At 45.2% G+C, this 26,403-nt stretch carries 22 protein-coding genes; 6 read left to right on the top strand and 16 right to left on the bottom strand.

The window, feature by feature from the left end; all coding sequences use genetic code 11:
• Positions 1–104: 104 nt before the first annotated feature.
• Complete coding sequence (locus tag B5D55_RS10665; RefSeq protein ID WP_078933998.1) at positions 105–884, bottom strand: PrsW family glutamic-type intramembrane protease; 780 nt, start codon at positions 882–884, stop codon at positions 105–107.
• 58 nt (positions 885–942) lie between these two features.
• On the opposite strand from B5D55_RS10665, the gene B5D55_RS10660 reads away from it, so the two are divergent.
• Positions 943–1,512, top strand: coding sequence for a shikimate kinase (locus tag B5D55_RS10660; protein ID WP_078933997.1), 570 nt, complete (start codon positions 943–945; stop codon positions 1,510–1,512).
• A 97-nt stretch (positions 1,513–1,609) separates the two neighbouring features.
• Here B5D55_RS10660 and B5D55_RS10655 read toward each other — a convergent pair whose 3' ends face one another.
• The 5 genes from B5D55_RS10655 to B5D55_RS10635 form a co-directional block, all read right to left on the bottom strand.
• On the bottom strand, positions 1,610–2,173 hold the full coding sequence (locus B5D55_RS10655) for an FKBP-type peptidyl-prolyl cis-trans isomerase (RefSeq protein ID WP_078933996.1): 564 nt from the start codon (positions 2,171–2,173) through the stop codon (positions 1,610–1,612).
• Positions 2,174–2,223: 50 nt separating this feature from the next.
• On the bottom strand, positions 2,224–2,499 hold the full coding sequence (locus tag B5D55_RS10650) for a NifU family protein (RefSeq protein WP_078933995.1): 276 nt from the start codon (positions 2,497–2,499) through the stop codon (positions 2,224–2,226).
• Positions 2,500–2,621: 122 nt separating this feature from the next.
• A complete protein-coding gene (locus B5D55_RS10645; RefSeq protein WP_078933994.1) occupies positions 2,622–4,691 on the bottom strand; it encodes a flagellar assembly lytic transglycosylase in 2,070 nt (689 codons plus the stop codon).
• Between the two features lie 77 nt (positions 4,692–4,768).
• Positions 4,769–6,904, bottom strand: coding sequence for an Hsp70 family protein (locus B5D55_RS11915; RefSeq protein WP_078933993.1), 2,136 nt, complete (start codon positions 6,902–6,904; stop codon positions 4,769–4,771).
• 47 nt (positions 6,905–6,951) lie between these two features.
• Positions 6,952–7,782, bottom strand: coding sequence for a hypothetical protein (locus B5D55_RS10635; RefSeq protein ID WP_078933992.1), 831 nt, complete (start codon positions 7,780–7,782; stop codon positions 6,952–6,954).
• A gap of 112 nt (positions 7,783–7,894) precedes the next feature.
• Between B5D55_RS10635 and ilvY the strand changes: the two genes are divergently transcribed.
• On the top strand, positions 7,895–8,803 hold the full coding sequence (ilvY, locus tag B5D55_RS10630) for an HTH-type transcriptional activator IlvY (RefSeq protein WP_078933991.1): 909 nt from the start codon (positions 7,895–7,897) through the stop codon (positions 8,801–8,803).
• Positions 8,804–8,963: 160 nt separating this feature from the next.
• The gene (locus B5D55_RS10625; RefSeq protein ID WP_078934007.1) at positions 8,964–9,710 is read left to right on the top strand and encodes a hypothetical protein; all 747 of its coding nucleotides are present in this window, start codon (positions 8,964–8,966) and stop codon (positions 9,708–9,710) included.
• On the opposite strand, the gene B5D55_RS10620 is transcribed toward B5D55_RS10625, so the two are convergent.
• The 4 genes from B5D55_RS10620 to B5D55_RS10605 form a co-directional block, all read right to left on the bottom strand.
• Complete coding sequence (locus B5D55_RS10620; RefSeq protein ID WP_078933990.1) at positions 9,707–10,576, bottom strand: YitT family protein; 870 nt, start codon at positions 10,574–10,576, stop codon at positions 9,707–9,709. The genes B5D55_RS10625 and B5D55_RS10620 overlap by 4 nt on opposite strands.
• A 9-nt stretch (positions 10,577–10,585) precedes the next feature.
• Positions 10,586–12,292, bottom strand: coding sequence for a DUF5312 family protein (locus B5D55_RS10615; protein ID WP_078933989.1), 1,707 nt, complete (start codon positions 12,290–12,292; stop codon positions 10,586–10,588).
• Positions 12,293–12,389: 97 nt separating this feature from the next.
• Positions 12,390–13,448 (bottom strand): radical SAM protein, encoded by a 1,059-nt coding sequence (locus B5D55_RS10610; protein WP_078933988.1) that lies wholly within the window; start codon positions 13,446–13,448, stop codon positions 12,390–12,392.
• Entirely contained in the window at positions 13,448–13,852 is a 405-nt protein-coding gene (locus B5D55_RS10605) for a hypothetical protein (RefSeq protein WP_078933987.1), read from the bottom strand. The genes B5D55_RS10610 and B5D55_RS10605 overlap by 1 nt, the downstream gene beginning before the upstream one ends.
• Before the next feature lie 103 nt (positions 13,853–13,955).
• Here B5D55_RS10605 and B5D55_RS10600 point away from each other — a divergent pair, with 103 nt between their 5' ends.
• From B5D55_RS10600 to B5D55_RS10590, 3 genes are all read left to right on the top strand, one after another.
• Positions 13,956–14,534, top strand: a complete 579-nt coding sequence (locus B5D55_RS10600) for a TetR/AcrR family transcriptional regulator (RefSeq protein WP_078933986.1) — start codon at positions 13,956–13,958, stop codon at positions 14,532–14,534.
• A 94-nt stretch (positions 14,535–14,628) separates the two neighbouring features.
• Positions 14,629–16,722, top strand: a complete 2,094-nt coding sequence (locus B5D55_RS10595; RefSeq protein WP_078933985.1) for a 4-alpha-glucanotransferase — start codon at positions 14,629–14,631, stop codon at positions 16,720–16,722.
• Entirely contained in the window at positions 16,719–20,330 is a 3,612-nt protein-coding gene (locus tag B5D55_RS10590; RefSeq protein WP_078933984.1) for an alpha-amylase family glycosyl hydrolase, read from the top strand. Before B5D55_RS10595 ends, B5D55_RS10590 begins: the two co-directional genes overlap by 4 nt.
• Before the next feature lie 128 nt (positions 20,331–20,458).
• Here the strand turns inward: B5D55_RS10590 and B5D55_RS10585 are convergent, their stop codons facing one another.
• From B5D55_RS10585 to B5D55_RS10560, 6 genes are all read right to left on the bottom strand, one after another.
• Positions 20,459–21,763, bottom strand: coding sequence for a pyridoxal-phosphate dependent enzyme (locus B5D55_RS10585; RefSeq protein WP_078933983.1), 1,305 nt, complete (start codon positions 21,761–21,763; stop codon positions 20,459–20,461).
• Between the two features lie 123 nt (positions 21,764–21,886).
• Positions 21,887–23,155 carry a beta-ketoacyl-ACP synthase gene (locus B5D55_RS10580; RefSeq protein WP_078933982.1) on the bottom strand — a complete coding sequence of 423 codons (1,269 nt, stop codon included), beginning with the start codon at positions 23,153–23,155 and terminating at the stop codon, positions 21,887–21,889.
• Complete coding sequence (gene fabG, locus B5D55_RS10575; RefSeq protein ID WP_078933981.1) at positions 23,155–23,901, bottom strand: 3-oxoacyl-ACP reductase FabG; 747 nt, start codon at positions 23,899–23,901, stop codon at positions 23,155–23,157. Before fabG ends, B5D55_RS10580 begins: the two co-directional genes overlap by 1 nt.
• A gap of 123 nt (positions 23,902–24,024) precedes the next feature.
• Positions 24,025–24,525, bottom strand: a complete 501-nt coding sequence (locus tag B5D55_RS10570) for a hotdog family protein (protein ID WP_078933980.1) — start codon at positions 24,523–24,525, stop codon at positions 24,025–24,027.
• A 58-nt stretch (positions 24,526–24,583) separates the two neighbouring features.
• A complete protein-coding gene (locus tag B5D55_RS10565; protein ID WP_078933979.1) occupies positions 24,584–25,801 on the bottom strand; it encodes a beta-ketoacyl synthase N-terminal-like domain-containing protein in 1,218 nt (405 codons plus the stop codon).
• The gene (locus B5D55_RS10560; protein ID WP_078933978.1) at positions 25,801–26,403 is read right to left on the bottom strand and encodes a DUF3261 domain-containing protein; all 603 of its coding nucleotides are present in this window, start codon (positions 26,401–26,403) and stop codon (positions 25,801–25,803) included. The genes B5D55_RS10565 and B5D55_RS10560 overlap by 1 nt, the downstream gene beginning before the upstream one ends.

Here is a 26,403-nt window from a genome sequence, read left to right as displayed (position 1 = left end):
CCGCACTAATAAACTTTATCCGTACGGATGATGTATAAGGGTATTAAAACAGTTCGTGCAGCCGGTAACACTTAGGACAAAGTTATCTCTAAAAATTGGACTTCTTAGAGATTTCCTTTATTTTCAGGATTATAAGCCGGCGCGTCTTTTAAAGCAGATTCTATCGTAACGTCCTTGCTTGTCTTTGCAGGCACAGGGTCTTTTTTATACGTTTCTGCCGGCTTATTTTTTTCGTAATGAATGCGCGTTTCTACAAGCAGGAATAAAATTACTACAACGGAGAACCATTTTATATTCGACTGGAAACTTGCAAAAAAGTTGAAAATACCGTGCGAAAGAACGGCAAAAATAAGAGCCCATACGTCAATCTGTTTTGAAATGCAGCTCCAAATGAAAATACCGCAAAGTCCGGCGCAGAATGTATGGATTATGTCAGAAGAAAAAATCCGTGCAAAAATCAGATGATACAGAAGCCTTGCACCACGTTCGTTTGCACTTTGCAGATACTGCAAAAAATAAACGACTGACTCAAAGCATCCGAGGCACAAGCCGCATAAAAGGGCTGCCATAAAAAACTGGCTGAACGTAAGTTTTTTTCGCGGAATGAGGAGCATACACATCATTTTTACGCATTCTTCTATAAGCCCGTTAAAAAAAACGGTCTTTAAAAAAAGCGGAAGAATTCCTGATACGGACGAAATGCTTTGCTTGAGCACTACGCCTGTAATCAAAAATTGAAGGAACGTTATAGGAAGAACAGCAAGAAGTCCGAACAGACCTGCAAAAAGTTCCGTCGAAATTTTTACAGAAGAAAACATTTTAAAAAACACAAAACAAAGTACAAACGGAAGGCAGCAGAGTGCCAGACACATATAGACATTCATACGCTCTAGAATACATCATAAAGTAGACTTTTACAATTATGAAAGTTATAATGATTTTATGAAAAACAAGTCAATAATACTTTTAGGAATAAAGCATTCGGGAAAATCAACGCAGGGAGAACTTCTTGCAAACCATATAGGCTGTCCTTTTATAGACATAGATACAGTGATTACAGAAATGACCGGCAAAACACCTCGCGAACTGTACAACGAAAACGGTCCTGCCGGATTTATGGAGGCGGAAGAAAACGCCTGCATTCAGACAGCGCAGAAATATAAGGATTCGCAAGTTGTAATTGCGACTGGCGGCGGTATATGCGAAAATGCACCCGCACTGGAAAAATTAAGACAGCTTGGTGAATTCGTATTTATAAACGTAGAAGAAAACATTGCAGCAGGAAGAATACTTAAAAAGGCAGAACGAAACGAAGACGGTACCTGGAAAAACCTTCCTGCCTACATTGCAAAAGAAAATCCGAAAACGGAAGCAGAAATACGCAAGCTGTTCCATACGTTCTACGAAAAACGCACGGAAACGTACCGGCAGATTGCAGACATCACTATTGATACAAAAGACAAGACAAAGCAGGAAAACGCGCGGTTCATTGCAGAAACATTAGGTTTCTAAAATGCACCGCACCACTTGCTAAATCCGCCATTCAAAAAAGAGGCAGTTCGCCGGACATCATAATTTTCCGTCCGGCAGACTGTTCAAAAAAAAGCTATTATTTGCAGGAACCGCAGCCACCATCACAGTTGCAGTCTCCGCCCTCGCAGTCACATTCGCCTTCGCCGCAGTTTCCTCCGCAGTCACCGCCACAGCAGCCGCATCCGCAGGAAGGATTAAGTTCTTCTTCCGTTGCATCGCGCACGTCTACAACTTCAACGTCAAACGTAAGCTGTTTTCCTGCAAGTTCGTGGTTACCGTCAACAACAACCTTATCGTCCGTTACATTAACAACGCGCACGATAATGTATCCTCCGTCAGGAGTCTGCGCCTGAAATGCCATTCCTACTTCTATAGGAACGCCGTCCTCAAACTGAGTGCGCGGAACTTCCGTAACGAGCTTGTCATTGTATTCACCGTATGCATCAGCCGGTTCAATGACCGTCTTGAATTTTTCGCCCGGCTCTTTTCCTTCAAGAACAGCCTCAAGTCCTGAAATCAGCATTCCGTTCCCATGAACGTAGCCCAAAGGCTCTTTTCCGACAGAAGAATCAAGTTCGTTTCCCTCTGCATCTGTAAGCTTGTAGTGAATGGACACGTATTTATTTTTTTCGATTTTCATATTATTCCTGCCTTGAATTTAATTATTGTAATGACGTGCGCTTTTCCGCCTTAAAAAAGCTGTGCATCTTCGTCCTGACCATCCTGAACAACCTCCGTTACTTCAGGGACGGCATCCTTTATGTAGCGTTCTACACCCATTTTCAGCGTCATCACCGCCATAGGACAGCTTCCGCACGCACCCACAAGACGAAGGTGAACGCGGTTCATTTCGTCAAGTCCGATATATTCCATATCTCCGCCGTCTGCCTGAAGCTGCGGACGGAACATTTCAATTGCTTCTTTTACACGATCCTCAACGGACTGCTCTTTTATTTCTTCGCTCATAATAACTCCAAAAAATAATTTTATCGTTCAGCGCAGAAAGAACCGCGCATACGAACAAAATATACTGAATAATACAAAAAAATACAAACAAGAAGACAGAAATTCCACCTGATCTCAAAAAATCACCGCATAAATTCCTTTACAGACTCCGAAACAGGCTTGTCATCATAAAGCCAGGAATACATAGCACTTGCCCCGACAAGTTTTCTTCCGTATCCGCGAGTTTCGTCAAACGGGAGAATTTCAAGCAGAATGTCATTCGGCAAGGCAGTCTTGCTGTTGAACGAAAGCCGGGAATCTTTTATCCACCGGCGGACGCGCGTAATCCCTGCATTATACGCAAAGAACGCAGGAAGCCAGGCACCATCAAGCCGGCTGTTCAGTTCTTCAAGATAAAATGCACCGAAACGGACATTCGTTTCCGCATCACGCAAGTCAAACTCCGGCATTTTTAGTTTTCGGGCAATGTCCGCCGCTGTATCCGGCATAAGCTGGGAAAGCCCTATTGCGCCGGCAGAACTTACGATTTCTGCGTCAAAAAAACTTTCACTCCGGATAAGGGCATACAGCGCTTCCTGCGGCAGGTTGAATTCAGTGCAGGCGGCTTCTACAAACGTCTTGTAGTCGCGAGGAAAAAGCAGCTTCATCTCTTCTTTGGAAACAGGCGCTGTCGTCCGGGTAAAAGCACGCGCGGCAATCCGCAAGCCCTGTGGATAATATTCGTATTTATTTTCGCCGCATTCATTCAAAAAGGCAGCGAGTTTCATAGAAACGCCTGTACTGATGACAACGCCGTCAGAATAAAGCGCCATATATTCAGGGTAGATTTTTTCAGGAAAACCGAATGCCGCATATCCCAGAAGCAGCGTTTCTGCCTCAGTATCAACGGAAGCGTCCGGGTCAACAATCGTATTGCACAGCACCTCTTCTTCACGTGCACCGCCAAGTCCAAGCCGGTACACTGCCATTGCGCGGTAGTAAAAATCGCTTCCGCTCGTAAGCGCACGGGTGAAGGCGGCATCAGATTCGCTTCCGGCAATTTCTCCTACAGACGGCATTGCTATTCCTTCCTGAACAAGCCTTCCGTAAATATACGCGTATTTTGCCACCGCCTCATTCGAAGCGTAGCCGTCCAGTGCCTGATATATATCGTAAAACGCGTTCCAATTTCCCTCAGAAAGCAGGAGCGGCGGAAGAAGATTTAGGAAATCGTCAAAATAATCTGCATCATACCAGGTGGAACAGTACGTTTTTAAAAGCAAAATCGCCTTTTTCGTAGAGCCGCGCAGTGCCAGATTCAAAAGATACCACAGCGCATTGTCATATTTTGCACCGTCATCCTGCGCCTTTGCATATTCCATTGCCGACATATATCGCTGCGATGCAAGAGTTTTGTACTTTTCAGCCTTTTCATACAATCGTCCGGCATAAAAATATGCGTAGAACTGCGCCTCGCCGGAAGAAGAGTCCGCAAATCCGTCGAATTTTCGCGCGCAGGAATAATAGTCCGGAGCGGCATACAAAAACGTTTTTCCTAAATCAGAAAAAATCTGCGGTTCCTGCGGAAAACCATTTCCGTCAGCGTTGTAAATTTCAAGCGCAGAAACATAATTCCGCCTGTACACTTCAATCCTGAACCTGATGACGGAAGAATAGTCAAGTTCATTTGCCGTAAAGAATTTGTAATGCTCGGAAGAAAGCGGACGGTTCAAAAACCAGCTTTCCATTTCCCTGTAAAAACGGCTGTCCTGTTTCTGCAAAAGCGCACCAAGCCGGAGCGATGCCAGTGCATTACTGCATTCATTAAGGTCAGCACCGTTAGTATGCAAGATGACTTTTGAATATTCCCCTGCGGAAGAAAATGTCCGCACCGCAAGCAGAAGTGCGCATTCATCATCATACCGCCGCAAAAATGCTTCAGTCTTTTCAATGCGTTCCCTGATATTCCCTATTTTTATATATTCTTCCGCGCTTTTTCTTGCACAATATGCGCTTCCTTTTTTTGCGCACAGGCTGAAAAAACGTTCCGCCTCTTTCTGGTTACCGCAGTCAAGCTGCTTTAATGCCATAAAATAATACGAATCGTTTTTAAAATCACGCTGCGGAGAACGCTGCGCAGTGCATCCGCACGCACAAAAAAGGACAAGACAGTTTGAAAAAAACAGGACGAAAAAAGATTTTTTAACTTTCATTTATAAAACTTTAACACATAAAAAAAATACAAGGGCATCCGAAAAGTTACGGACGCCCTTGTATCATATCAGAAATATTATTTTGCTGGAAGAACAATCGTCGTTCCCGAAATAATATAATCCGGGTCTTTTATGTGATTGTATGACGCAATCAGATGATAGCGCCAAGGATTTTTATAGTACGCATCCGCAATATCCCACAGCGTATCGCCCCACTTAATTTTGTAGGTAATGTCCGCAGGTTTTGTTTCAGGAGCAGCTGGCGGCTCAGGAACGACAGTTTCCACAACTTCCGGCTCCGTAACGACTACAATTTCTTCTTCCTTTGCCTCAACTGGTTCTGAAAGAGGCTCTTCCTGTCCTGAAAGCAGTTCTTCATCAGCCTGATGAACGGAAGAAACTGGTTCTGCCGGCGTTTTTGAATGTCTGTTCAAAAGATTGTATTTTGAAGGAACGACAAACAGGACAAGCGCAGTTGCAATTACACAGATAATTGCGCAGACAACACAGATAATTACCGGTACTTTTGTTTTCTTTTCCACAAAATCCTCCTCCGATGCAGAAGAATTGCCGTCGACAGTTTCCTTGTCGTACAATCCGTCAAAGACAATTCCGTTTGAAGGCGTAGAATCCTTTACGAATTCGCTTGCGTCAGAATGTTCCGGTTCGGTAATCGTATTTATAAAATCATCGTCGCTCATAGTGCTGTCCGCAGTTCCGGAAGTATCTTCCATTTCCGGAAAATCAGGAAGACTGAAATCATCGGAACTGAACATATCGTCTGTATTTTCGTCAGATACGACTGTTGTGTCCGAAGCGGCATCATACCCAGAAACAGCATCCTGCAGGGTGACGTCCGTATCTGTTCCGCCAAAAGCCGGTGTTTCTTCTCCAAAAGAAGCCTCTTTACCCACGCTGCCGGACTCACTTTCCTTTTCGCCGCCGTCATCCGTAAAATCAGGAAGGTCAAAATCAAAATCATCATCAGTTACGGAAGAGGACGGAATTTCTTCCGTAATATCAGACGGCACGGAAGAATTCTGCAAAACCGGCATTTCATCCGCCCCGGAAGACGGTTCTTCCGTAGCGGCAACCTCCGAAACGTTTTCATCAGGAAGCATAAATTCTTCTTCCGCAGCATTTTTTTCTTCCTCAAGATTTACGTCCGAAGGAAGGTCAAAAGATTCGCTGGAAACAGTTGTATCAGCCGGCTCGTCAAAATCAGGAAGAAAATCGTCTGCCGTTGAGTCAACAGTCATATCTTCTGCAGATAATGCCGGCTCTCCGTCAGCATCAGCAGTTTCTTCAATTTCCGTTTCTTCTTTATTTCCGGCAAGTGCTTTTGCAAGAAGCCCGCCAGCGGCAGCTCCTGCAACGGCAGCCCCGGCAATTTCAGCCGTATGTCCGTCATCGTCAGAAAATTCTTCTTCCGCCGGCGTTTCATCAGCTGCAAAACTGTCTTCCTCTGCCGGTACAATTTCTTCATCAGTCAGAGTTTCTTCAGCCGCCGGTTCTTCACCAGACGAATTTTCTCCGTCAAAAGAAACGCCTGCAAAATCTGCGCTGTCTTCCACAGGAATTTCCGGCTCGTCAAGGCTGTCATCATTTCCTAAATCAAAAACAGTTTCTTCCAGTTCCGGCAGATTTTCAGGCTCTTCGGCAACAGAACCAGAAACATCATCTTCAACAGGAGGATTTTCCACGATTATTTCATCGTCGGTAATTTCATCAGGAAGATCAAAATCAGGTTCTTCCTCAAGAATAACGTCTTCCGCAGAAAACTTTTCTTCCGGAAGGTCAAACTGCGTGTCGTCTTCCGTAATTTCCGGTTCAGTACCTCCGCCTACAACTTCGTAATTCGTAGGCTCAAGGCGTTCTTCCATCGTCCTTGAAACAAGCGTTACGTCTGCCGTACTTGAAGCACCAGTTTCCGGGTCATTCATAGAAGCAGAAAGCTTATTGTTCTCATCAAGACCGATATTCAGCGAAAGTTCCACGCTTCCGTTAGGATGCTGAACAAGATTATCAATCTGCAAGGAATCTATATACTCGGCATCTTCCATAGTGCCGGTTTTAGACCGGTACAAATCAACAAGAACGCGGGTCTGATTGTCTTTTACCGTTGTAAGAACCAGTTTTTTATTGCAGGGAGTTCCGTCTTCCATAATCGGATAGAACGAACCGTCCGCCAGTTTTATTCCAATCTCTTTCATAATACCCTCAGTTTCTTAAAAGAATCAGATGCCTGTGTCATAAATTATCAGTATTCGTAGGCAAATTCCGACATATCGACCATTTCGTTGACCGTCGTACCGAATTTACGTGCAACGTTGTACACGGTGATTTTTGCAAGATTTCCTTTTGCATCATATTTTGCAATCGTACGGCAAATAACCTTATTGTCTGCATTATATTCAGTTACTTCCGTCAAAGTTGACTTGTCGTCATAACGGAACACTTCTTTTGAAGTAAGTGCACCTGTTTGGTCAAAATAAGTAATAGAGTCAATTTTTCCTGCCGGTGTATATGCATACTGCATTTCACTGTCAAGCGAACCGTCTGCAAAATAACCGTCTACTGTTTCAAGCTGATTTGTGCTGTTGTATTTTGAAACATTTTTCCACATAATTGCGCCGTCGCCGTCATAGTAGCTTTCGTCCGTAAGATTATCGCCTGTATAGGAATAAATTGTACGTCCTTTAAGAACACCGCCTTTTGCGTATTCAGAACTGTCTGCTTTCTTACCGTTCTTGTACGTAATTACCGTATTCCAGATCTGAACGTTATCTGAATCAAAACACGTTTCAGCCGTAAGATTTCCATCCGCATCATAAGTATTGATTATTTTATTTACAAGTCCGTCGCGCGAATTCAATTCAGAGGATTCAATTACCTGTCCTGCTCCGTTGAATTTATACAAAGTTTTTGCACCCGGAGTCCTGAAATATTCCCCGAACTTTGAAACGATTGCAAAATCCGTTCTTGTAACGCTCTTTACGCCGCCTTTAAGTTCCGCAGCCGCTGCAATATCATACGCAAAAAGAGAAGCACCGAGCAAAACTGCCGCTACAGTCAATATCATTTTTTTCATAATTAAATGCCTCCTGAAAAACTGCAAATCAAATCTTACCTTAATTATAAAGGTACATTGTTTGATTTGTCAAAATACATCAGATTATGTTACTATTATCGGCAGAAACGCTATGAATTTTTATGAATTAAAAGCATTTATTTCACTTTCAGAGCAGCTTCATTTTGCAAAAACAGCGGCGGAAACAAATATGAGCCCGTCCGCGCTGAGCAGGATAATTACGCGCCTTGAAGAAGAAACCGGTACGATTCTCATAAACCGCTCCAACAGGCAGGTGGAACTTACACAGAACGGAAAACTGTTTGCAGACTTTGCGCGGGAAACGCTTGAAAAGAAGAACGAACTTCAGGAACTGTTCTCCGGAGAAAAAAACGCTGTTTCCGGCACGCTTCACGTATACGCATCCGTTACGGCGTGCTACACAATTCTTCCCCATTTCATAAAAAAACTTACGGAAAAATATCCGGGAATTCAGCTTTCCGTAGAAACAGGCGATCCGGCAGGTGCAATTCAGGCAGTCCGCGAAGGAAGGGCATCTCTTGCAGTAGCCGCAATCCCGGAAGACGGACTTTCCTATATGGAAACAATAAACTGCAAGTGCACGCCTCTTATATACGCTGCCTCATCAAGCGGACCTTTTACAACCGTAAGCGGCTCTCCGCAGGACATAATTTCTTCCGTGCCGCTCATCCTTCCAAAAACAGGACTTGCGCGAAGGCGCTTTGACCAGTGGACAAAATCACGGAACGTAAAGCCGATAATTGCCGCAGAAACAGAAGGAAACGAGGCAATCCTTGCGCTTGCACAGCTGGGACTTGGAATCGGACTGGTTCCGCAGATTGTCCTTGAAACAGGACCTTATAAAAACGGATTTGTAATCCATACGGCAGGAAACACGCTTGGCTATTACGAAATCGGCTTTATCCGCCGGTCAGAAATATACGGCACGCAGACAAGCCGGAAAATACAGCAGGCGGTGAACGACATTCTGCATTCAAACGACTGGCAGAAAGAAATCTAAGGGTTTAAAACAAACCCTTAAAACGGCTGAGTCAAGACCTTGAATGAGCCGAAAGGCGAATGTGCCTTGACCAGACGTATTCAAGGTTAACACTGAAAAATCCTCAATAGGATTTATTCAGTGTTAACCCTAAGAAAATTTAATGGTTTATGGAAAACGTATGACAGAAACTCAATGGAATTCATTTTGCACTTTCAGGGACTCATTCAGAAAAAAGGTTGAAGAATGGAGCGCATTCTCCCAGACGCTTATGCCTCTTCAAAAAGCCGCCGCTCAGGACAAGACGCCGCCGTATCCGATTGAAACGCCCATAGTATACAACCGCGCACTTGACGAAATAACGCAGGACGATGACATAAAGCTCATTGTCATCGGCGACAATCCGGGCAAGGACGAGCAGCTTTTGAAAAATAACAAGTATCTTGTGGGGCAGGCAGGAAAAATTGCGGCGGGATTTTTTGCGCGCAATCCTGAGTTTAGCGTTGACTTCAGGAAAAACGCAATTATATTGAACAAAACGCCGGTTCATTCTGCAAAAACGGCGCAGCTTAAATACATTCAGAAAAATGGTGGCGAAGAAATCCGTATGCTGATTGAAGAAAGCCAGATATGGATGGCAGAAAAAACAGCCGCGCTCTTAAAATCGCTTGAAACGACTGAACTGTGGCTCGTAGGATATTCAGAACTCAAGGAAAAAGGTCTTTTCACCCTTTACAAAAACGCTCTTGAAGCCGCCTGCCGGAATGACCGCGCCTGGAACCGCATTTTCGTATTCCAGCATTTTTCAATGAACCGCTTTTCCATCGACCTTGCAGGCTTTCAGAAAAACCACGCGGATTTTTCCCTTCAGCAGGCAGTCCACGCGCTGGGAACGCTTCACAAGGCGGAAATCTTCACCCAAAACTAGTCGTTCGGGCGGCGGAAAAATTTTCCGTACAAGTCTTTCGTGCTAAGGACATTGATGAATGCGCTTTCGTCAACTGTATGAATACGGCGGCAGAGTTTACGCGCTTCCTCCGCAGATACAACGGTATAAAGCATTTTCCGCTCTGCGCCCTTGTAGCAGCCTTTTCCGGTAAAAAGCGTGGCATCGTGGTTCGTAAGTTCCTTTATCTGTTCGTAAACTTCGTCGGTTTTCTCCGTAACAATCAGAAGTGTTGTTTTTCCGTACCGTTTGTACAGCGTATTTAAAATCTGCGTAGAAACAAACTGAAAGATAATCGAATAAAGCGCCTTATCCCAGCCAAAAAGAATCCCGGCAGAAGCAAGGACAAGACAGTTTCCGGCAAAAATATAGTTCCAGACGCTTCGCCCTGTTTTTTCTGCGGCATAAATTGCAATGAAATCGGTGCCGCCGCTTGTTGCGTCTGCAAAAAGGCAAAGACTTACTGCACAGCCGTTTACAATTCCGCCGAACACGGAGCAAAGCAGAACGTCGTTCGTAACGTCAAGCCCCGGAATAACGTCAGTCAGAATGCCGGAAAGAACGACCATTACGCACGAATAGACGGTAAATTTTCTTCCGACGACTTTATAGCATACGGCGGCAGGAACAAGATTGAATATAAGGTAGAAAACGCTGAAAGGAACTTTGATTCCTGCATAAGTATCAATGATTTCCTGAAGAAGAAGCGTTACGCCAGTAAAGCCGCCGGGAAGAAGCCCTGCCATGTGGACGAACGTATTTATGTTCACCGACATAAGAACTGCCCCGGAAACAACAAGAAGAATTCTCTTTATGTCGCGCAGAATGCCGTTTTTAATCTGTTTCATAGCGCAATGTCATTCCCTCGGAAGATCAAGAGGTTCTATATCTGCAAGAATTGAACGAGAAATATTCAGGACGGAACGGATTTCCGCCATTTTGTCGCGAAATTCACGGTTCTCCCTGCCCTTTATTGTCATAAGATTTTGGAGCGACTCATAATCGCCTGTCTTCCCGTCATCAAGAATTCCGTGAAAGATCTTCTCAATCGTTCTTGTTGCAGAGCAGAACAGCTGTCCGCAAAAACGAACGGAAGATTCCGAATTGATGATAATTGAATCTACGTTCTGCTGTCCTTTCAGCGTACGGACATGTTCGTTTATAAGTTTTTCAAATACGCTGCCGATTGAGCCGTTTTCTGAAAGAGAATCTGCAAGCGAAAGAATCTGCTGGTTTGCATCAACAAAATCATTTACCGCCTCGGAAAGTTCAGTCCTGTTTTCCTTATTCAAGAATACGCCCTCAAGGACAATCGTATTTAAAACATACATCGCGTCGTTGAATTTATTTGCCGCAAACCACCACAAGAAACCTGCCGTCATCTCGCAGTTAAACGGAAGTCCGCCCCACAGCCTTGTCCACGGACGGTCAGGAAGTTCCGGGAACGAGTCAATACCGAACGTCCGCTGAAGCACTGCGGCAAGCTGACTTTTCTTTCTGTCGCGAAGCCAGCTGTTCCACCGGGAATCAAAAATACACTTCCATTCTTCCTTATATTTTACAAACCAGTCCTCGCCGCCGCCCTGAGAATCGCACTGCCAGTCATAATCACCGAAAACAACTTTTCCAAGCGCGTAAAACGGCACTGTCGTAATGAACATCTGAATCATTGAAATGCAGGACGCAGATTTTATTGAAAATTCATTAAGCGCTTTTTCAGATTCAGTATCAAGTCCGCCGGAGCGAAGGCTGTTCCTGTGCGGATACAAAAACATTGCCTGAAGTGCCTCTTTTGAAATTGACGATGCGCTTTGAAGAACTTTTGCAAACGCCGGAAAATCAGGCTGTGCATTTAAATACGGACAGGTATAGCTGTTGGAAATAAGCGAAGTAAACTGCGCAATAAAATGAAGGTACGGAAGTTCTGAAAACTGCCGGAGCCATTCAATGCTGCGCACTGCGGCATAAAGTTTTGCGCGTGAATTCTGTCCGATGTTTTTTAAAATGCCGTCAAGCCGTTTTAAAAGCGACGTGCGCAACTCGGAAGTTGCCTCACGCTCAAACGGAATGGTATACGGATCTGCATCTTTTGCAATCTGTTCCGAAATTTCCGGTGCAATAAATGAACTTAAAAAGACGTAGAATTTTCCGGAATTTTCATTTACAGCAGTAAAATACGGCTTGAAAAAATCCGCACAGTTTTTCAGTTCTTTCAGTTTTTCATAGAAAAGCGAAAGAATAAGGTTATTCCTGTGGTCTATAAGTCCTGGATGATTTTTATTTATTTTCCGCGCAAGGTCTGCAACAAGATCCACATTATACAAATCATTGACATTTTTTTTCGTGATGAGCGAACGAATCCACAGAAACAGTTTGTACAGCAAAGGCTCTGTCTTATATTTTGCATCAAGATAGCCGGCATCTTCAATTTCGCGCGAACTTTGCAGAATAAGAATATCTTGTTCCTTGCTTTTATTTATCTTTGCAAGAAGAAAATTTCTCTCCTCCGCGCTTATGCCTGAAACAAGCTCATCAAATGTAGTTTTATTCTGCGTGCTATCCATACTCAACTCGATTATATTCTATACAATATGTTTTTGGCAATCAAGACAAATCGATGCAAATGAAATCACCTGACAGAGAAAGCTGACTGTGCAGACTTTATTCTGCCGGAACAAAACCGTTCTTCCAGTGCCATACAGGTTTGGCAAGCCTGTTACTGAACGGCTGAGGACGCGTAAAATCCGGAAGCCAGCTTGTGTCGTCAGAAAGTTCCTGATAGAAAAGACAGTCAAAATCGTATGCTTCTATTAAATCCCTCAAATCAACATCTTCTTCGCGCGACACAAGCCTGTTTTCAATTACAGAAAGCGATTTTTGCCGTGCCTCAAGCCGCTCTTTCTTTTCGAAAAAAGGTACCGGCGTATACTGATTCATAAGCGAAATATATGCTTTTCCGTCCGCATGTTCCTTAAGCCACGCAAGAGTTTCTGCCGTTTCTTCAAAGCGGCCGGGTAAAAAAAGATGCCGGATAATAACACCTTCAACCATCTTGTCCTTGCATTCGCCGGCACGATACGCATTTCCGTCTGCGGAAACGTAATCTGCCTTTGCACGCTCCGGCACTATTTTCATCGGAAAATTATCCAGCATCCACAGAACGGCTTTTTCTGCCACGAATGGATAATCTTCTGCAGCGAACAGTTTCTTTGAAAGAGGCGCGCTCAAAGTCTTTAAATCAGGAAGCCAGATTTTGACAAGCGGCTTTAAAAGTTCAAGGCTTTCCACAGACTCATACGCAGAACTGTTCCAGCAGAACGGAACGGAACAGCCGGCAGCCTGTGCCATAGAAATGTATTCTGCAAGGCGCGGGATAAAATGACTTCCGGTAACGAGATTGATGTTTTCTGCACCGGCATCTTGAAGCCGAAGGCACATTTCGACAAATTCCTTCGCAGAAACGGCACGTCCTGTTCCGCCCTGAGAAATCTGATAGTTCTGGCAAAAGGCACATCGCAGCGTACAGCCGGTAAAAAAAATCGTGCCGCTTCCGCTATGTACCGTAACAAGAGGTTCTTCGCCAAAGTGAAGGCACGCAAGCGCAATGCGGATTTCGTCCGTCTCGCCGCAAAAGCCTGTTTTCCCGGAAGAACGGTCTGTTCCGCACCGGCGCGGACACTGGGTGCAGGCAGCGTAATCTCCAGACGTACAGCGGTTCATCAAAGCGCGCCTTTCTGCACGATAACGCCCATAAGCGCCTGCAAAATATCAAGAGGCAGATCTTCTGCCTCATAGTTCACCAGTTCACCGAGCATCCGCCAGTCATCATCCGTAAGCAGTTCTTCGTCCTCGCCGCTGTTTTCCAGAAACGAAAGGATTGCTCCCAGCCGGTCAACATTTTCCGCAGTCGGCTCATTCTCCGGCGAAGCAGATTCGTCTATATAAGTGCGCTTCCAGTATTCTGCGCAGGATTGCGGCAACGCACCGGGAACAGTCGTTTCCCTCAAAAAAAGCTCAATTATGTCGTTACAAGTTTTTTCCGCATTATATCTGCCGTTGTTATCCGCACGGTTATGCTTTACAAGGCGCTGAACGTCAGCCCTGAATTTCTGAATGTCTGTCATAGAAAAAATTATACCACAAACCGGCAGGGATTTAAATGCACGGAACAGAAGGAAACTAAAGAAATTCCTTGCCTTATCTTACCGGTCGGTATATAATGCACCTATGGAACAGGATTCTACAAAGCAGACGATTTTGCAGACGGCGGAGCGGCTTTTTGCGTATAAAGGCTACGATGCCGTAGGCGTGCAGGAAATTGTAACTGACGCCGGAATCACCAAGCCTACGCTCTACTACTACTTTAGAAGCAAGCGCGGACTTCTGGAAGCCCTTGTCAGCACAAAAGGTCAGAAACTTACAGATACAATTGCGCAGGCTGCCACGTACAACGGCGATTTTTTCAATTCGTTATCCTGCACTCTAAAGGCGTTCATTCAGTTTGCGCTTGAAAACCCGGATTTTTTCCGCCTTCACTGCACTCTGCTGAAAGCCCCCAAGGAATCCGAGCCGTTCTGCATATACAAACCGGTGCAGGAACAGCTGTCCAAAATCATTTTAAATCTTTTTATCGAGGCAACAACCATTTTTGGAAATATGAAAGGAAAGGAGGAACTTTATAGTACGCTCTTTCACAACAACGCAACGTCAATCGCAATGTCATCCGTGGCAAACGGCACTGCGGAAGTAGACGACAAAACTATCTATATAATAACACATTCTTTTATTTACGGATTTGCAGACTAGAATTGATTTTTACGTCTGCTCCGCAAGTAAAAAAAGAATGTGCTGTTGTATGAATTTTGGCGACATTTAGAAAAACCGTGCTATAATAACTGCTATGAAAAACACAAAGACTGTTGAATCAAAGAACCGGCTTTCACCGGAACGGACTACGGGAATTTCAATCCCGCTCGGTGCGCTCTGCACCAAAAAAAATACTGTTATCGGAGAATACACTGTTCTTCCGGAACTTGCAAAATTCTGCAAGAAAGCCGGAATAGGTCTTATACAGCTTCTTCCTGTCAATGACACGGGAACGCAGTCTTCACCATACAGCGGACTTTCCGCATTTGCGCTTCATCCGATTTACATTGACCTTACCGCACTGCCGGAATTCGAGGCGCTCTATGCCGAAGACAAAAAATTTAAAAAGGACTATGACGCATTCGTAAAGGATAATCCATACGACGGAAAAAAACGCTACAACTACAGCGCAATCCTTAACAAAAAGGACGAACTTCTGCGCGCACTCTACCAGACGACTGACATTGCAAAAACAGAAAAACCGTCTGACGAACTTACAAAATGGATAAAAAACAATCCCTGGATTGTAAACTACGCAGTTTATAAAAACTTGAAATTCAAATATATGCAGGCTTCCTGGAAAGAATGGAAAAAGGAAGATCAGAATCCCGGCGAAAAAGACATTGAAAAACGCTGGACAGACAGCAAAAACCAGAAGGAAAATCTTTTCTACGCCTGGACGCAGATGCGCGCAAACCAGCAGTTTAAGACAGCCTGCGATGCCGTAAAAAAAGCCGGCATTATCATAAAAGGTGATATGCCTATACTTATGAATGAAGATTCCTGCGATGCGTGGGCACTGCCTGGAATTTTCAACCAAAACCTGCGCGCCGGCTCTCCGGTAGACAACGAAAATCCTAGCGGACAGAACTGGGGCTTCCCTACATACAACTGGAAATACCTTAAGGAACACGACTACAACTGGTGGAAAGACCGTCTTAAAAATGCAGAACAGTACTACGGTGCATACCGCCTTGACCATATACTCGGTTTTTTCCGCATCTGGGCAATTCCTACGCGTGATACAACGGCAATTCTTGGACACACAGACCCGTACGTATCAATTTCACGCAGTACGCTGAACAATGCCGGTTTTGACAATGCGCGCATACGATGGCTGAGCCAGCCGCACGTTCCGACTGGCGCAATTGAAGACATTACCTGGAATCACGAGTCTGCCGTAAAAATACTTGAACAGTTTGCAAACCGTCTTGGAAACGAAGAACTCTGGCTTTTCAAGAATACGGTTCAGGGAGACAAGGATTTCTACGAAGCAGATTTAAGCGCATTGTGCGGACAGGAAGCACAGCCGCGCGTAAAAAACGTACTCAGCAAATGGTGGAACGACCGCTGCCTTATTGAAATTGAGCCGGATCAGTTCGTTCCTGTATGGACGTACAGTCACACTACAAGCTGGAAATCCCTGAACGGCGGCGAACAGAATACACTTCGCGGACTTTTCAATAATGCAGAAAACGAGCAGAACAGGCTGTGGGAAACACAGTCAGACGAAATTCTTTCTGCACTTACAAATTCCGTAAATATGATTCCGTGCGGTGAAGATCTCGGTGCAAACCTTCCGTGCCTTCCGGGCGTAATGTCGAAAAACGGCATTCTTTCCCTGCGCGTATACCGCTGGTGCAGAAACTGGGACAACCAGCCTGTTCAGCCATTCATTCCGTTCCAGAACCTGCCGGAACTTTCCGTTGCAACAACGTCCGTCCACGACTCTACGACGCTCCGCCAGTGGTGGAACGAAGACAAAGGTGCAGTTCGCCTTTTCGTACATACATATCCGCAGTTCTTCGGCGTTGAAAGCTGGGACAATAACCGTGCAGAAAGCATTGCAAATGCACCGTACTCGCCGGAAGCCGGAAACGGCTATATGAAAGCGCTTGCTACGGCAAACAGCCTGTGGTGCATTCATCCGCTGCAGGATTTCCTTTCTCTTGAAACAAAATACTGGCTTGAAAATCCGGACGAAGAACGAATCAACATTCCGGGAACGGTAACGGATTTCAACTGGACGTACCGTCTGCCGGTAACGCTTGAAGTCCTTTCAAAAGATGACGCGTTAATAGAAAAAATAAAATCAATAGTCGCAGTGCATAATGGAGGCACAAAATGAACGTTTCGTACAACGAATTTCACGTCGGAAGAAAAATAAGGGATTTATGTAACTTTGACCAGCAGCTGTACGCTTCCAGCGGCAATGTTGTTCTTGCAAATATCCAGAGCGTAAGAAAATTTGCAGAAAAAATGAACAAACTGTTCGACCAGCGCAATCAGAAGGACAAGCGTATTTCCGCCGGTTCTTTGAACGCAATGGGACTTATCGATGAAATTTTCCATTATGTATGTATGCTTTACCGCCGCGACAAGCTTGCGGACGCTTTCAAGAACGTTCTTTCAGAACTTGACGAACATCTGGGCGCAAAGAACGTAGACAAGCTGCTTCTGGAATTTTCAGAGGCATTTCCGCCGGTAGAAGTCTATCAGGGAAAAATAACGGCGGAACAGTATCTTGCAAAAACTGCGCTTGATGCCGGAACAGGAAAAATGCGCTCGAACAGGGAGCAGACGCTAGAAGAACTGATTTTGCTCCGTCTTGCAAACGAAAACCCTGCATTCAAGCCGTTTGCCATTCTGTTTGACGATACGGAACTTTCCGAAAACCCTGATTACAGCAAAATGTGGGCAGCAATTCAAAAATCATTCCAGGAAATGCCGGTATTCGGTCCGTTCAACCACGATTTGATTACGATGCTGCGCGAACCAGTTGTATTCAGTCCGACAAGCCTTAAAGGTCAGCTTGACTATATCCGCCAGTACTGGATGGATCTGCTCGGTGACTTCCTGCGCCGCCTGCTTTCCGGAATGGACACGCTTTCTGAAGAAGAAAAAATGTTCTGGCATCCGACAAACGGCGGTGACGTGAATATGGAGCCGTACAACTACGACGGACTTATGAAAGAATACGAACGGTTCAGTCCTGACCGCGAATGGATGCCGTGCGTCATTCTTATGGCAAAAACCGTACTTGTCTGGCTTGACCAGCTTACAAAAAAATACAACCGCCCGATTACGCGCCTTGACCAGATTCCTGACGAAGAACTTGATGCGCTCCGTGACGAAGGATTTACCGGTCTCTGGCTTATCGGTTTGTGGGAACGTTCAACTGCATCCAGACGGATTAAGCAAATCTGCGGAAATCCAGAAGCTGCCGCCAGCGCGTACAGTCTGTATGATTACAATATCGCCGGAAACATTGGCGGCTGGGATGCGCTTGCAAACCTGAGGACACGCTTGTGGCAGCGCGGAATACGCCTTGCCTCAGATATGGTTCCTAATCACACAGGAATGGACTCAAGCTGGGTAGTAAACCGGCCAGACTTATTCGTCCAGCGAAGAGATTGTCCTTCTCCGTCATACACGTTTAACGGAGAAAACCTAAGTCCTGACCCGCGCGTAGGTGTCTATCTGGAAGACCACTATTACTCAAAAAGCGACTGTTCAGTTGTTTTCAAGCGCGTTGACAACCAGACTGGCGATACGCGCTACATCTACCACGGAAACGACGGAACAGGAATGCCGTGGAACGATACTGCGCAGATAGACTTCCTGAACCCGGAAGCGCGCGAAGCTGTTATGCAGGACATTCTGCACGTTGCGCGGAACTTCCCAATTATTCGCTTTGATGCGGCAATGGTTCTTGCAAAAAAATCAATCCGCCGCCTGTGGTATCCGCAGCCGGGTCACGGAGGAGACATTTATTCCCGTTCTGAGTATGCACTTTCTGACCAGGAATTCGAAGCGAAAATTCCAAACGAATTCTGGCGCGAAGTCGTTGACCGGGTAGCAAAAGAAGTTCCGGACACTCTGCTTCTGGCAGAAGCATTCTGGATGATGGAAGGCTACTTCGTCCGCACGTTAGGAATGCACCGCGTTTACAACTCTGCGTTTATGAATATGCTCAAAAAAGAGGAAAACCAGAAATACCGTGATTCCGTAAAGAACACGATTAAATTTGATCCGCAGATTCTCAAACGCTACGTAAACTTTATGAACAATCCTGACGAAGACACTGCCGTTGCGCAGTTCGGCAAGGACGACAAATACTTCGGCGTCTGTACGCTTATGGTTACAATGCCTGGACTTCCGATGTTCGGTCACGGACAGATTGAAGGCTTTACCGAAAAATACGGTATGGAATTCACCAAGGCGTATAAAAACGAAACTCCTGACCAGAACCTCATAAACAGGCACTGGCACGACATATTCCCGCTGATGAAAAAGCGCTATATCTTTGCAAACGTAGAAAATTTCCTTTTCTACGATGTGTGGGATAACGGCAGCGTGAACGAAAACATCTTTGCCTACTCAAATTCCTGCGGCAACGAATATTCAGTTGTCTTCTACAATAACAAATACGACCGCGCACAGGGATGGATAAAGCAGTCCTGTGAATATGCCGTAAAAGCAGGTGAAGGAGAAAACCAGCACGTTGAAATGCGTTCAAAATCCATCGCTGAAGGTCTTGGACTTACTGCAGGAAATGACAAATACTGTCTTTTCCGCGAACACAGAACCGGCTTGTGGTATGTACGCCGCAGCAGGGAAATCTGCGAACGCGGTATGTTCATCGGACTGAACGGTTTTGAATACCAGGTTTATATGGACATTCACGAAGTTGCTGACCTTCCTGACCATCGCTACCAGATTTTGTGCGATTCTTTGCAGGGACGCGGCTGCTACGACCTTGAAACGGAATGGCAGGAAATCTGCTACCACGACTTGTACAAATCATTTGCAGCGTTTGCAAATGCAGTCATTCCTGAACTTCACCTGATTTTCAATCCGGCAACGGCAGAAAAACAGACGGAAGCAAAACTCAAGAAACAGATTAAGGCGCTGTTTGAATCAGCAAAGGCTGCAGGAACTGCATTCTATGAAACGGCAAACAGGTTTGCAGGAAACGAATACAAGCTTTCCGCACCAGAAAAACAGTTCGCTTCGTTTGTAAAAACAGCAGAGCACATTGCACTGATTTCAGCTGCTAAGAAAGGGAAGAAATCAGAAAACCTCACGACAGCCCTTAAAAAGGCAAAATCAGCCGGTTCGTTCCTTGAAACTGCATTCGCAAACAGCGAAAATCTTGCAGAACTGCTTTGCGCATATGCAATGGTAAAAGAATATGCGCAGAACGGACTTGCGGAACGATGGGCGCTTGCACGAAAACTGTATGAATATTTCCAGAGCGCAGGTGCCTGCACCTTTGATATAAAGCAGGAACTGCACAAGCTGTTTGCGCTTTCCCGCGTATCTTCACCTAAAGACATTGCAAAAGACGCAAAAAAAGCGGCATATCTGCTTGTAAGCCTTATGACGCAGGGTGAATACGCAGCATCATTGTCAGGAGTAAACGTATTCAACGGAATTGCCTGGTTCAATAAGGAACTTTCTGATGCAAGCCTTATAAACGCAACGCTGGCTGCGCTTATCGAAGACAAGGAAGAAGAGGCTGTTCTTGCACAATACGCCGCGCTTCTTTCTGCAAAAGAAAAGGCTGAATATAGATGCCAGGAATTCATAAAGCCGTTTGCACCTAAAGCTGAAAAACCGAAAGCAAAGGCAAAATCCTCTGCAAAATCATCGGCAAAAACTGCAAAAACAGCAAAAACTCCGGAAAAAGAAAAACCGGCTGAAAAGGGCAAAAAAGCAAAAACTAAAAAATAGCAGGGCAAACAGCCCCGGCGCCGGCATCGGGGTTATTTGCAGGGCGGAGAAGTAAAAAACTCCGCACAAATAAAAACTTACGAAAAAAAATTCCCCTGAAAAACAAATTGCTTTTCAGGGGGATTTTTTTAAAGCGTTTCTATTATGCGTTTCAATTCTTCCGGCGAAGAAACGCATTCACGGTTCAAATCAACGGCTTTAAGCGAATTGCGGACGCTTTCCCGCATTTCAGGAACTTCTCCTACGGTGTGGCGCACAAATTCCTCCGAAAGTGACGGAGAATCCCTTGCAACAAGCACAGTTGCATACGGTTCACCGCTATTTGCTTTTCCGTGAAGAACAGACGCAGCATAGGCACGAGCCGTATGTCTGTCCGCATATACTTTATATTTCAAAAATAGTTCTTTCGCCGCATCATTTACATCATCATCGCTTATTGCGTATGGATAAAGAAAATGCTTCATCATCAGGCTGTTTGCGCTGAAAATATCTTCAAGTCGTTCTATATTCGACGGCTCTGACGGATCGGCTGCAATCCGCTTTGCAAGCGGAACAACAGAATCAAGCAGGATCGGATTTCCAACAGGGTCAATGGTAAGAGAATCCGTTGCAGGAAGAATAAATCCGTTCAAAGGAAGCGCAAACTGCCAGGCGTACAATCCGGCCGCCACATTACTGTAGTTTCCTGGTGCAAGCGCATAGAAAATTGATGAATTTACCTTATTCTTAATCCTGGAGAACGCAAACGGATAGAAAAAAGCCTGCGGCAAAAGCCGTCCGATGTTCGCCGTATTCGCAACTGTCAGCGCATTTTTCAGAACAAACTGCTTTTCCGCAAAAACAGCCCTTACAATATCGTGGCATTCCTTCTCCGTACCATCCACTTCCACCGGATATATATTTCCGCCGTTCCAGTAAAAATCCTCGTCAGAAAGACCCGTAACCGTTCCCTTAGGATACACCAGAACCGCACGGATATTCTTTTTTCCGCGCAGTGCATACGCAAGGCTTGCCCCCAATTCGCCAGTAGAAACATCAAGGAAAGTCGCCTTTTCTCCTTTTAATTGAAGTATTGTTTCCAGACAGGAAACTAAAAACGAAATGCCGAAATCCCGGTGAATTCCCGTAGGTCCGTGGAACAGTTCAAGCAGAAAAAGATTTTCGTCAAGCTGCTTTATTTCCGGAGAAAAAGGAAATGCCCGCGTTGCAATCGTTTCGCAGATAATCGGACTGAATTCATCTTTTATAAATGCCGAAGTCAAAGAGCCTGCCAGCGAAGAAAATGACGTATTCTCATCCGTATACAAAATCCAGCGGCGTAAATCTTCCGTTTCAAAAGGAACGTAAAGCCCTCCGTCATCAGGCATACAATTCAAAACAGCCTGTGAAAATCCCACGGACAAAGATTTGTTTCGTGTGCTCGTAAATTTCATATTAAAAGTATACCATATTCACAAAAGCGTATCAATTTTAAGATACAGACAAAAAAACCGCCCGCGCATTTTTTTGCGGAGCGGTCTTACTGCTGAATGCCGTTTCAAAAACGGCAGACATTTCTATTCATTGTGCCATTTTTTGAAAATCAATGACGTATTTATTCCGGCAAACGCAAAATTATTGGACATAACGTATTCCGCATCAATTTTGCGTCCTTCACCCTTGATGTAGTCCAAATCACCGCATTCCGGGTCAATATTGTTCAGATTAAGAGTCGGATGGAACCATCCCTCGTTCATCATATTGATTGTAAGCCACGCCTCAACGGCACCGCAAGCACCGAGCGTATGACCGATATACGATTTTGTAGAAGAAATCGGAACGCGTCTTCCAAAAACACGCGCAGTTGCCGTTGTTTCAGCAATATCTCCGTGATGAGTAGACGTTCCGTGTGCATTTACATACGCAATTTCACTTCCGTTCAGACCGGCACTGTCAAGTGCAAGCTGCATACAAATTCCCATCGTTTCGCTGTTCGGCGAAGTAATGTGAGTACCGTCAGTGTTCGTTCCAAATCCAACGATTTCTGCGTATATTTTTGCGCCGCGTTTTATAGCGTGTTCCAAATCCTCAAGGATGAGCGTCCCGGCGCCTTCACCAATAACAAGACCATCGCGGTCTTTGTCAAACGGACTCGGCGCATTTTCCGGGTGGTCATTGCGGATGGAAGTAGAACCAAGCTGGTCAAAAATTGCTGCATCAGGAGGACAAAGTTCCTCAGCTCCGCCTGCAATCATCATATCCTGAAGTCCGTTTTCTATCGTTTCATACGCATAGCCGATTGACTGGCTGCCGGAAGTACATGCCTCAGACGTTACTATCATACGACCTTTCAGCTGATATGTAACTTCGATATTTGCAGCGCACGTATGCGGCATACATTTTATGTAGGTAGAAGAATTGACTTTTGCAGTACAGCGGTCTTCCATAACGCTGGTCAGTTCCTGAATGGAATCAAACGAACCCATTGAAGAACCGTATGCAACGCCGGTACGTCCGTTCTTGCATTCATCAACAATGTCTTTTGTTTCAGGATTTAAAAGTCCTGCCATTTCAAGTGCCATCTGCGACGTATGATAAGAAAGAAGTGCAACGCGTCCCATTCCGCGGATAAGCTTGCGCGGATATTTTGGAATATCACCCTTTGCAGGGCAGGCAAGATGCGTATTCATTCCCTGAATGTCGTGCCATTCTTCCATATCTTTTATGCAGTTTTTATATGACTTAAGCTGAGTATATGCTTCGTCCCAGCTCTGTCCCAGACCGCTCATCATTCCTGCGCCCGTAATAACGACGCGGCGCTTTCCGTTTGGTTTTGTAAAATTCATTATTGCATACCGCCATTAACTGTAATGACCTGCCGCGTAATATATCCGGCAGCCTCGCTCAGAAGGAACACAGCCAGCGCTCCAATCTCCTCAGGCTTTCCTGCGCGTTTCATAGGAATTGTTCCCATAATCATATCATAAATCTGCGGATCAATCGCCTTTGTCATATCAGTTTCGATAACGCCAGGCGCAATGCAGTTTACCGTAATGTTACGTCCTGCAAGTTCTACTGCAAGAGCCTTTGTAGCACCGATGATGCCCGCTTTTGAAGCAGAATAGTTTGTCTGACCACGGTTACCGTACAGTCCGCTTACGGAAGCCATCGTAATGATACGTCCGCCGCGCTTGTTCTTGCGGCTTGCCATTCCCATAACAAGAGGACTAAGAACGTTGTAGAAACTGTCAAGGTTTGTGTGAATGACAGCATCCCAATCATCGCCTGTAAGTCCTACGAATGTATTATCGCGCGTAATTCCGGCGTTGTTTATTATTCCCCACAAGACACCGTGCTTTGCAGTCATTTCGTCAAGTTTTACCTTGCAATCTTCTCTGTCTGAAATATTAAACTGAATGAGCTCGCCTTTTCCGCCGGCAGCTTCAATTTGGGCAAGAGTTTCTTCAGCCTTGCCTTTGCTTCCGTTATAATGGCAGATTACATAGTAGCCCGCTTTTGCAGCTTCTACAGCGCACGCACGTCCGATTCCGCCAGAAGCACCTGTAACCAAAACTTTTTTGTCTTCATTCATATAAAGATTCCCCATTTTGAAATTTTTATAAAAACTGTTAATTCATTTTAAACGCTATAAAGGTGAATGTCAATGTCAGAAGAAAATCACGCACAATGACAGGAAAAACAGAAATTTTCCTGCTTATTTACTGAACATTCCTTTCATATCTTCCGTTTCCATTACCGTAATTTTTGCAGTTGCAGCCGGTTCCTTATCTCCCGGTGCGGCATACAGTTCGCAAAGATAGCGGTAAGTGTACGTTTCTTCGTCGCGGAAGTCTTCTGCAATTTTCATCTGAACGGTTGTTCTGTCCTTTAAAAATCCTACAGATGCTTTAAAATCAACTACGCTCAAAATCATTCCCGGAAGAGGCTCGCGTCCCTTGATTTTGTTTGTAATTCCGGTAAGCGCAGAGATTCCCTGTGCCATAAGCTCAAATCCTGCCCATGTAGGAACTCCGCCGAATTCTTCCTCGTAAAAAATGCAGTTTTTGGTAATATCGTACTCGCTTGTAATCGTATGCAGATTTACGTCGTGCTGGGTCACCCTGCTCAAAAGGAACATTTTTCCCTTGTGAGGAAGATAATCAATCAGCTCGTCATGGTCAATAAACTGCCCGACAGCTTTTGGTTCTACAGCCATAAAAACACCTCGTTTCTTAGTTTCTTTCTTTATATATACTGCTTCTGCCGTTTTTTTGCTAAAGCCCTAAAATCAGGCTGGAATTCGCGCCGCCGAACGCAAACGAGTTCGACATACAGACGCGCACTTTTCCGGCGGCACAGTTTTTGCCTTTGCTTACGATATTCAGAAAAGGAAGTTGCTCGTCCTGAACACCGTCCCACACCTGCACCGGAAGCTTAATCTCCCCTGCCGCTTTTCCGATGTTATTTACAATGGAAAGAAAGCACACCGCCGCTTCAAGCGCACCTGCCGCACCAAGCGTATGCCCGGTAAGCGGCTTTGTCGTACTGCACAAAACAGGAGTTTCCCTCGCACCGAACAGCGCATCTACCGCCTTTGCTTCCATAGAATCGTTGAATTTTGTGCCGGTACCGTGAAGATTTATATAGTCAACGTCAGCTGCATTCAGACCGGCACTTGCAAGCGCACTTTTCATTGCACGAAACGCACCGTCGCCGCCCGGTTCAGGCGACGTCATATGATACGCATCTGCGCTTTCACCCCAGCCCAAAAGCCTTGCAAAAGGAGCGTTTCCTTCCGGCATATCACGCGTCATCACAAAAAATGCGGCGGCTTCCCCCAACGTAATTCCGTGACGGTTTTTGCTGAACGGATTTGTTATTTCACTGGAAACGGCTTCAAGCGAATCAAATCCCATAAGAACTGTGTCGCTTGCAATATCAACGCCGCCTGCAATAACTGCATCGCAAATGCCGCTTTTCAAAAGTTCCGCCGCCTTTACAATAGCACCGGCACTTGAAGAACACGCCGTACTGAACGTAAGGCACGGACCTGAAAGCAAATATTTTTCGCGGATAAACGCAGCAACATAGTCTGCACCCTGAATTTCAAGAGAATAATCAGAAGGGAAAGAGCCGCTTTTAAAATAAGTGCGGTGTCCGGCAAGGGAAAATTCCGTACCATTATCGCACGAACCGACGCATACGCCGATTTTTTCTGCTCCGTACAGAGTTTTTACGCGCTCAATATCAGATTCAATCTGGCGCAGGCACAATTCTTCAATGCGCATAATCCGCATATCGTAACGCGCAGAAGACGGCTTGCAGAGAACGTCATCGGCTATTCTCCCTGCAAAAAACGTTTTTCCGTTCAGCGCAGTAACTTTCCGTATTCCGTCCTGTTTTCCGTCCGTTACGGAATTCCAAAGTTCGTCTGCGTTACTGCCGGCGGCGCATAAAACGCCAGGTTTTGAAAGATACACAGAAGCGCCCATTATTCAGCCGCCTCCTGCAGATTGTAGCGGTAGCCGCGCAAAAAATTTTCAATGTCAACAACGCCGTCAGACTTTGAAATCTGCTCAATACATTTTGTTCCGTTCATAATGCGGCGGATTTCCTTACCGTCCTCATTCGTCAGGGTAAAAACAAGATTAAGTTCGGAAAGGCTTTTTTTAATCGCAGACGGCTTGTAATAGGCAAACTGAAGGTCGGAAGCAATATATTCCGGCTTCAGGCTTTTAGGAAAAACAGCGGAATCAAAGGTGATTTTTGTGCCGTCATACACCAGATTTCCCATTCCCGTTCCAAAATCGTTAAGGAGGGAAAGAAAAAAGCCGTTTTCGTCTGCCTGCAAAAATGCCTGAAGCACGAACGAACTGTCCCCGAACGAGCCTGTTAAAAGCTGAAGGCTGTCTACCGGCTTTTCAATGTTATCCGGCGAAAGGAGATAGAATTTTTTGGTGTTAGTAATGTACACCGGCGATATATCAGCACCGATTTCGTTTTTGGTAGAGGCACAGCTTAAAAAAAACTGCATACACAGAACGAAAAGCGGCACTGTTATTACAGCAAAAAACGGCGAATGACAATTTTTCAT

Source organism: Treponema porcinum (genome assembly GCF_900167145.1).
Classification (GTDB): domain Bacteria; phylum Spirochaetota; class Spirochaetia; order Treponematales; family Treponemataceae; genus Treponema_D; species Treponema_D porcinum.
The sequence above is the reverse complement of the archived record's forward strand: the minus strand, read 5'-3'. Positions and strand labels throughout refer to the sequence as shown.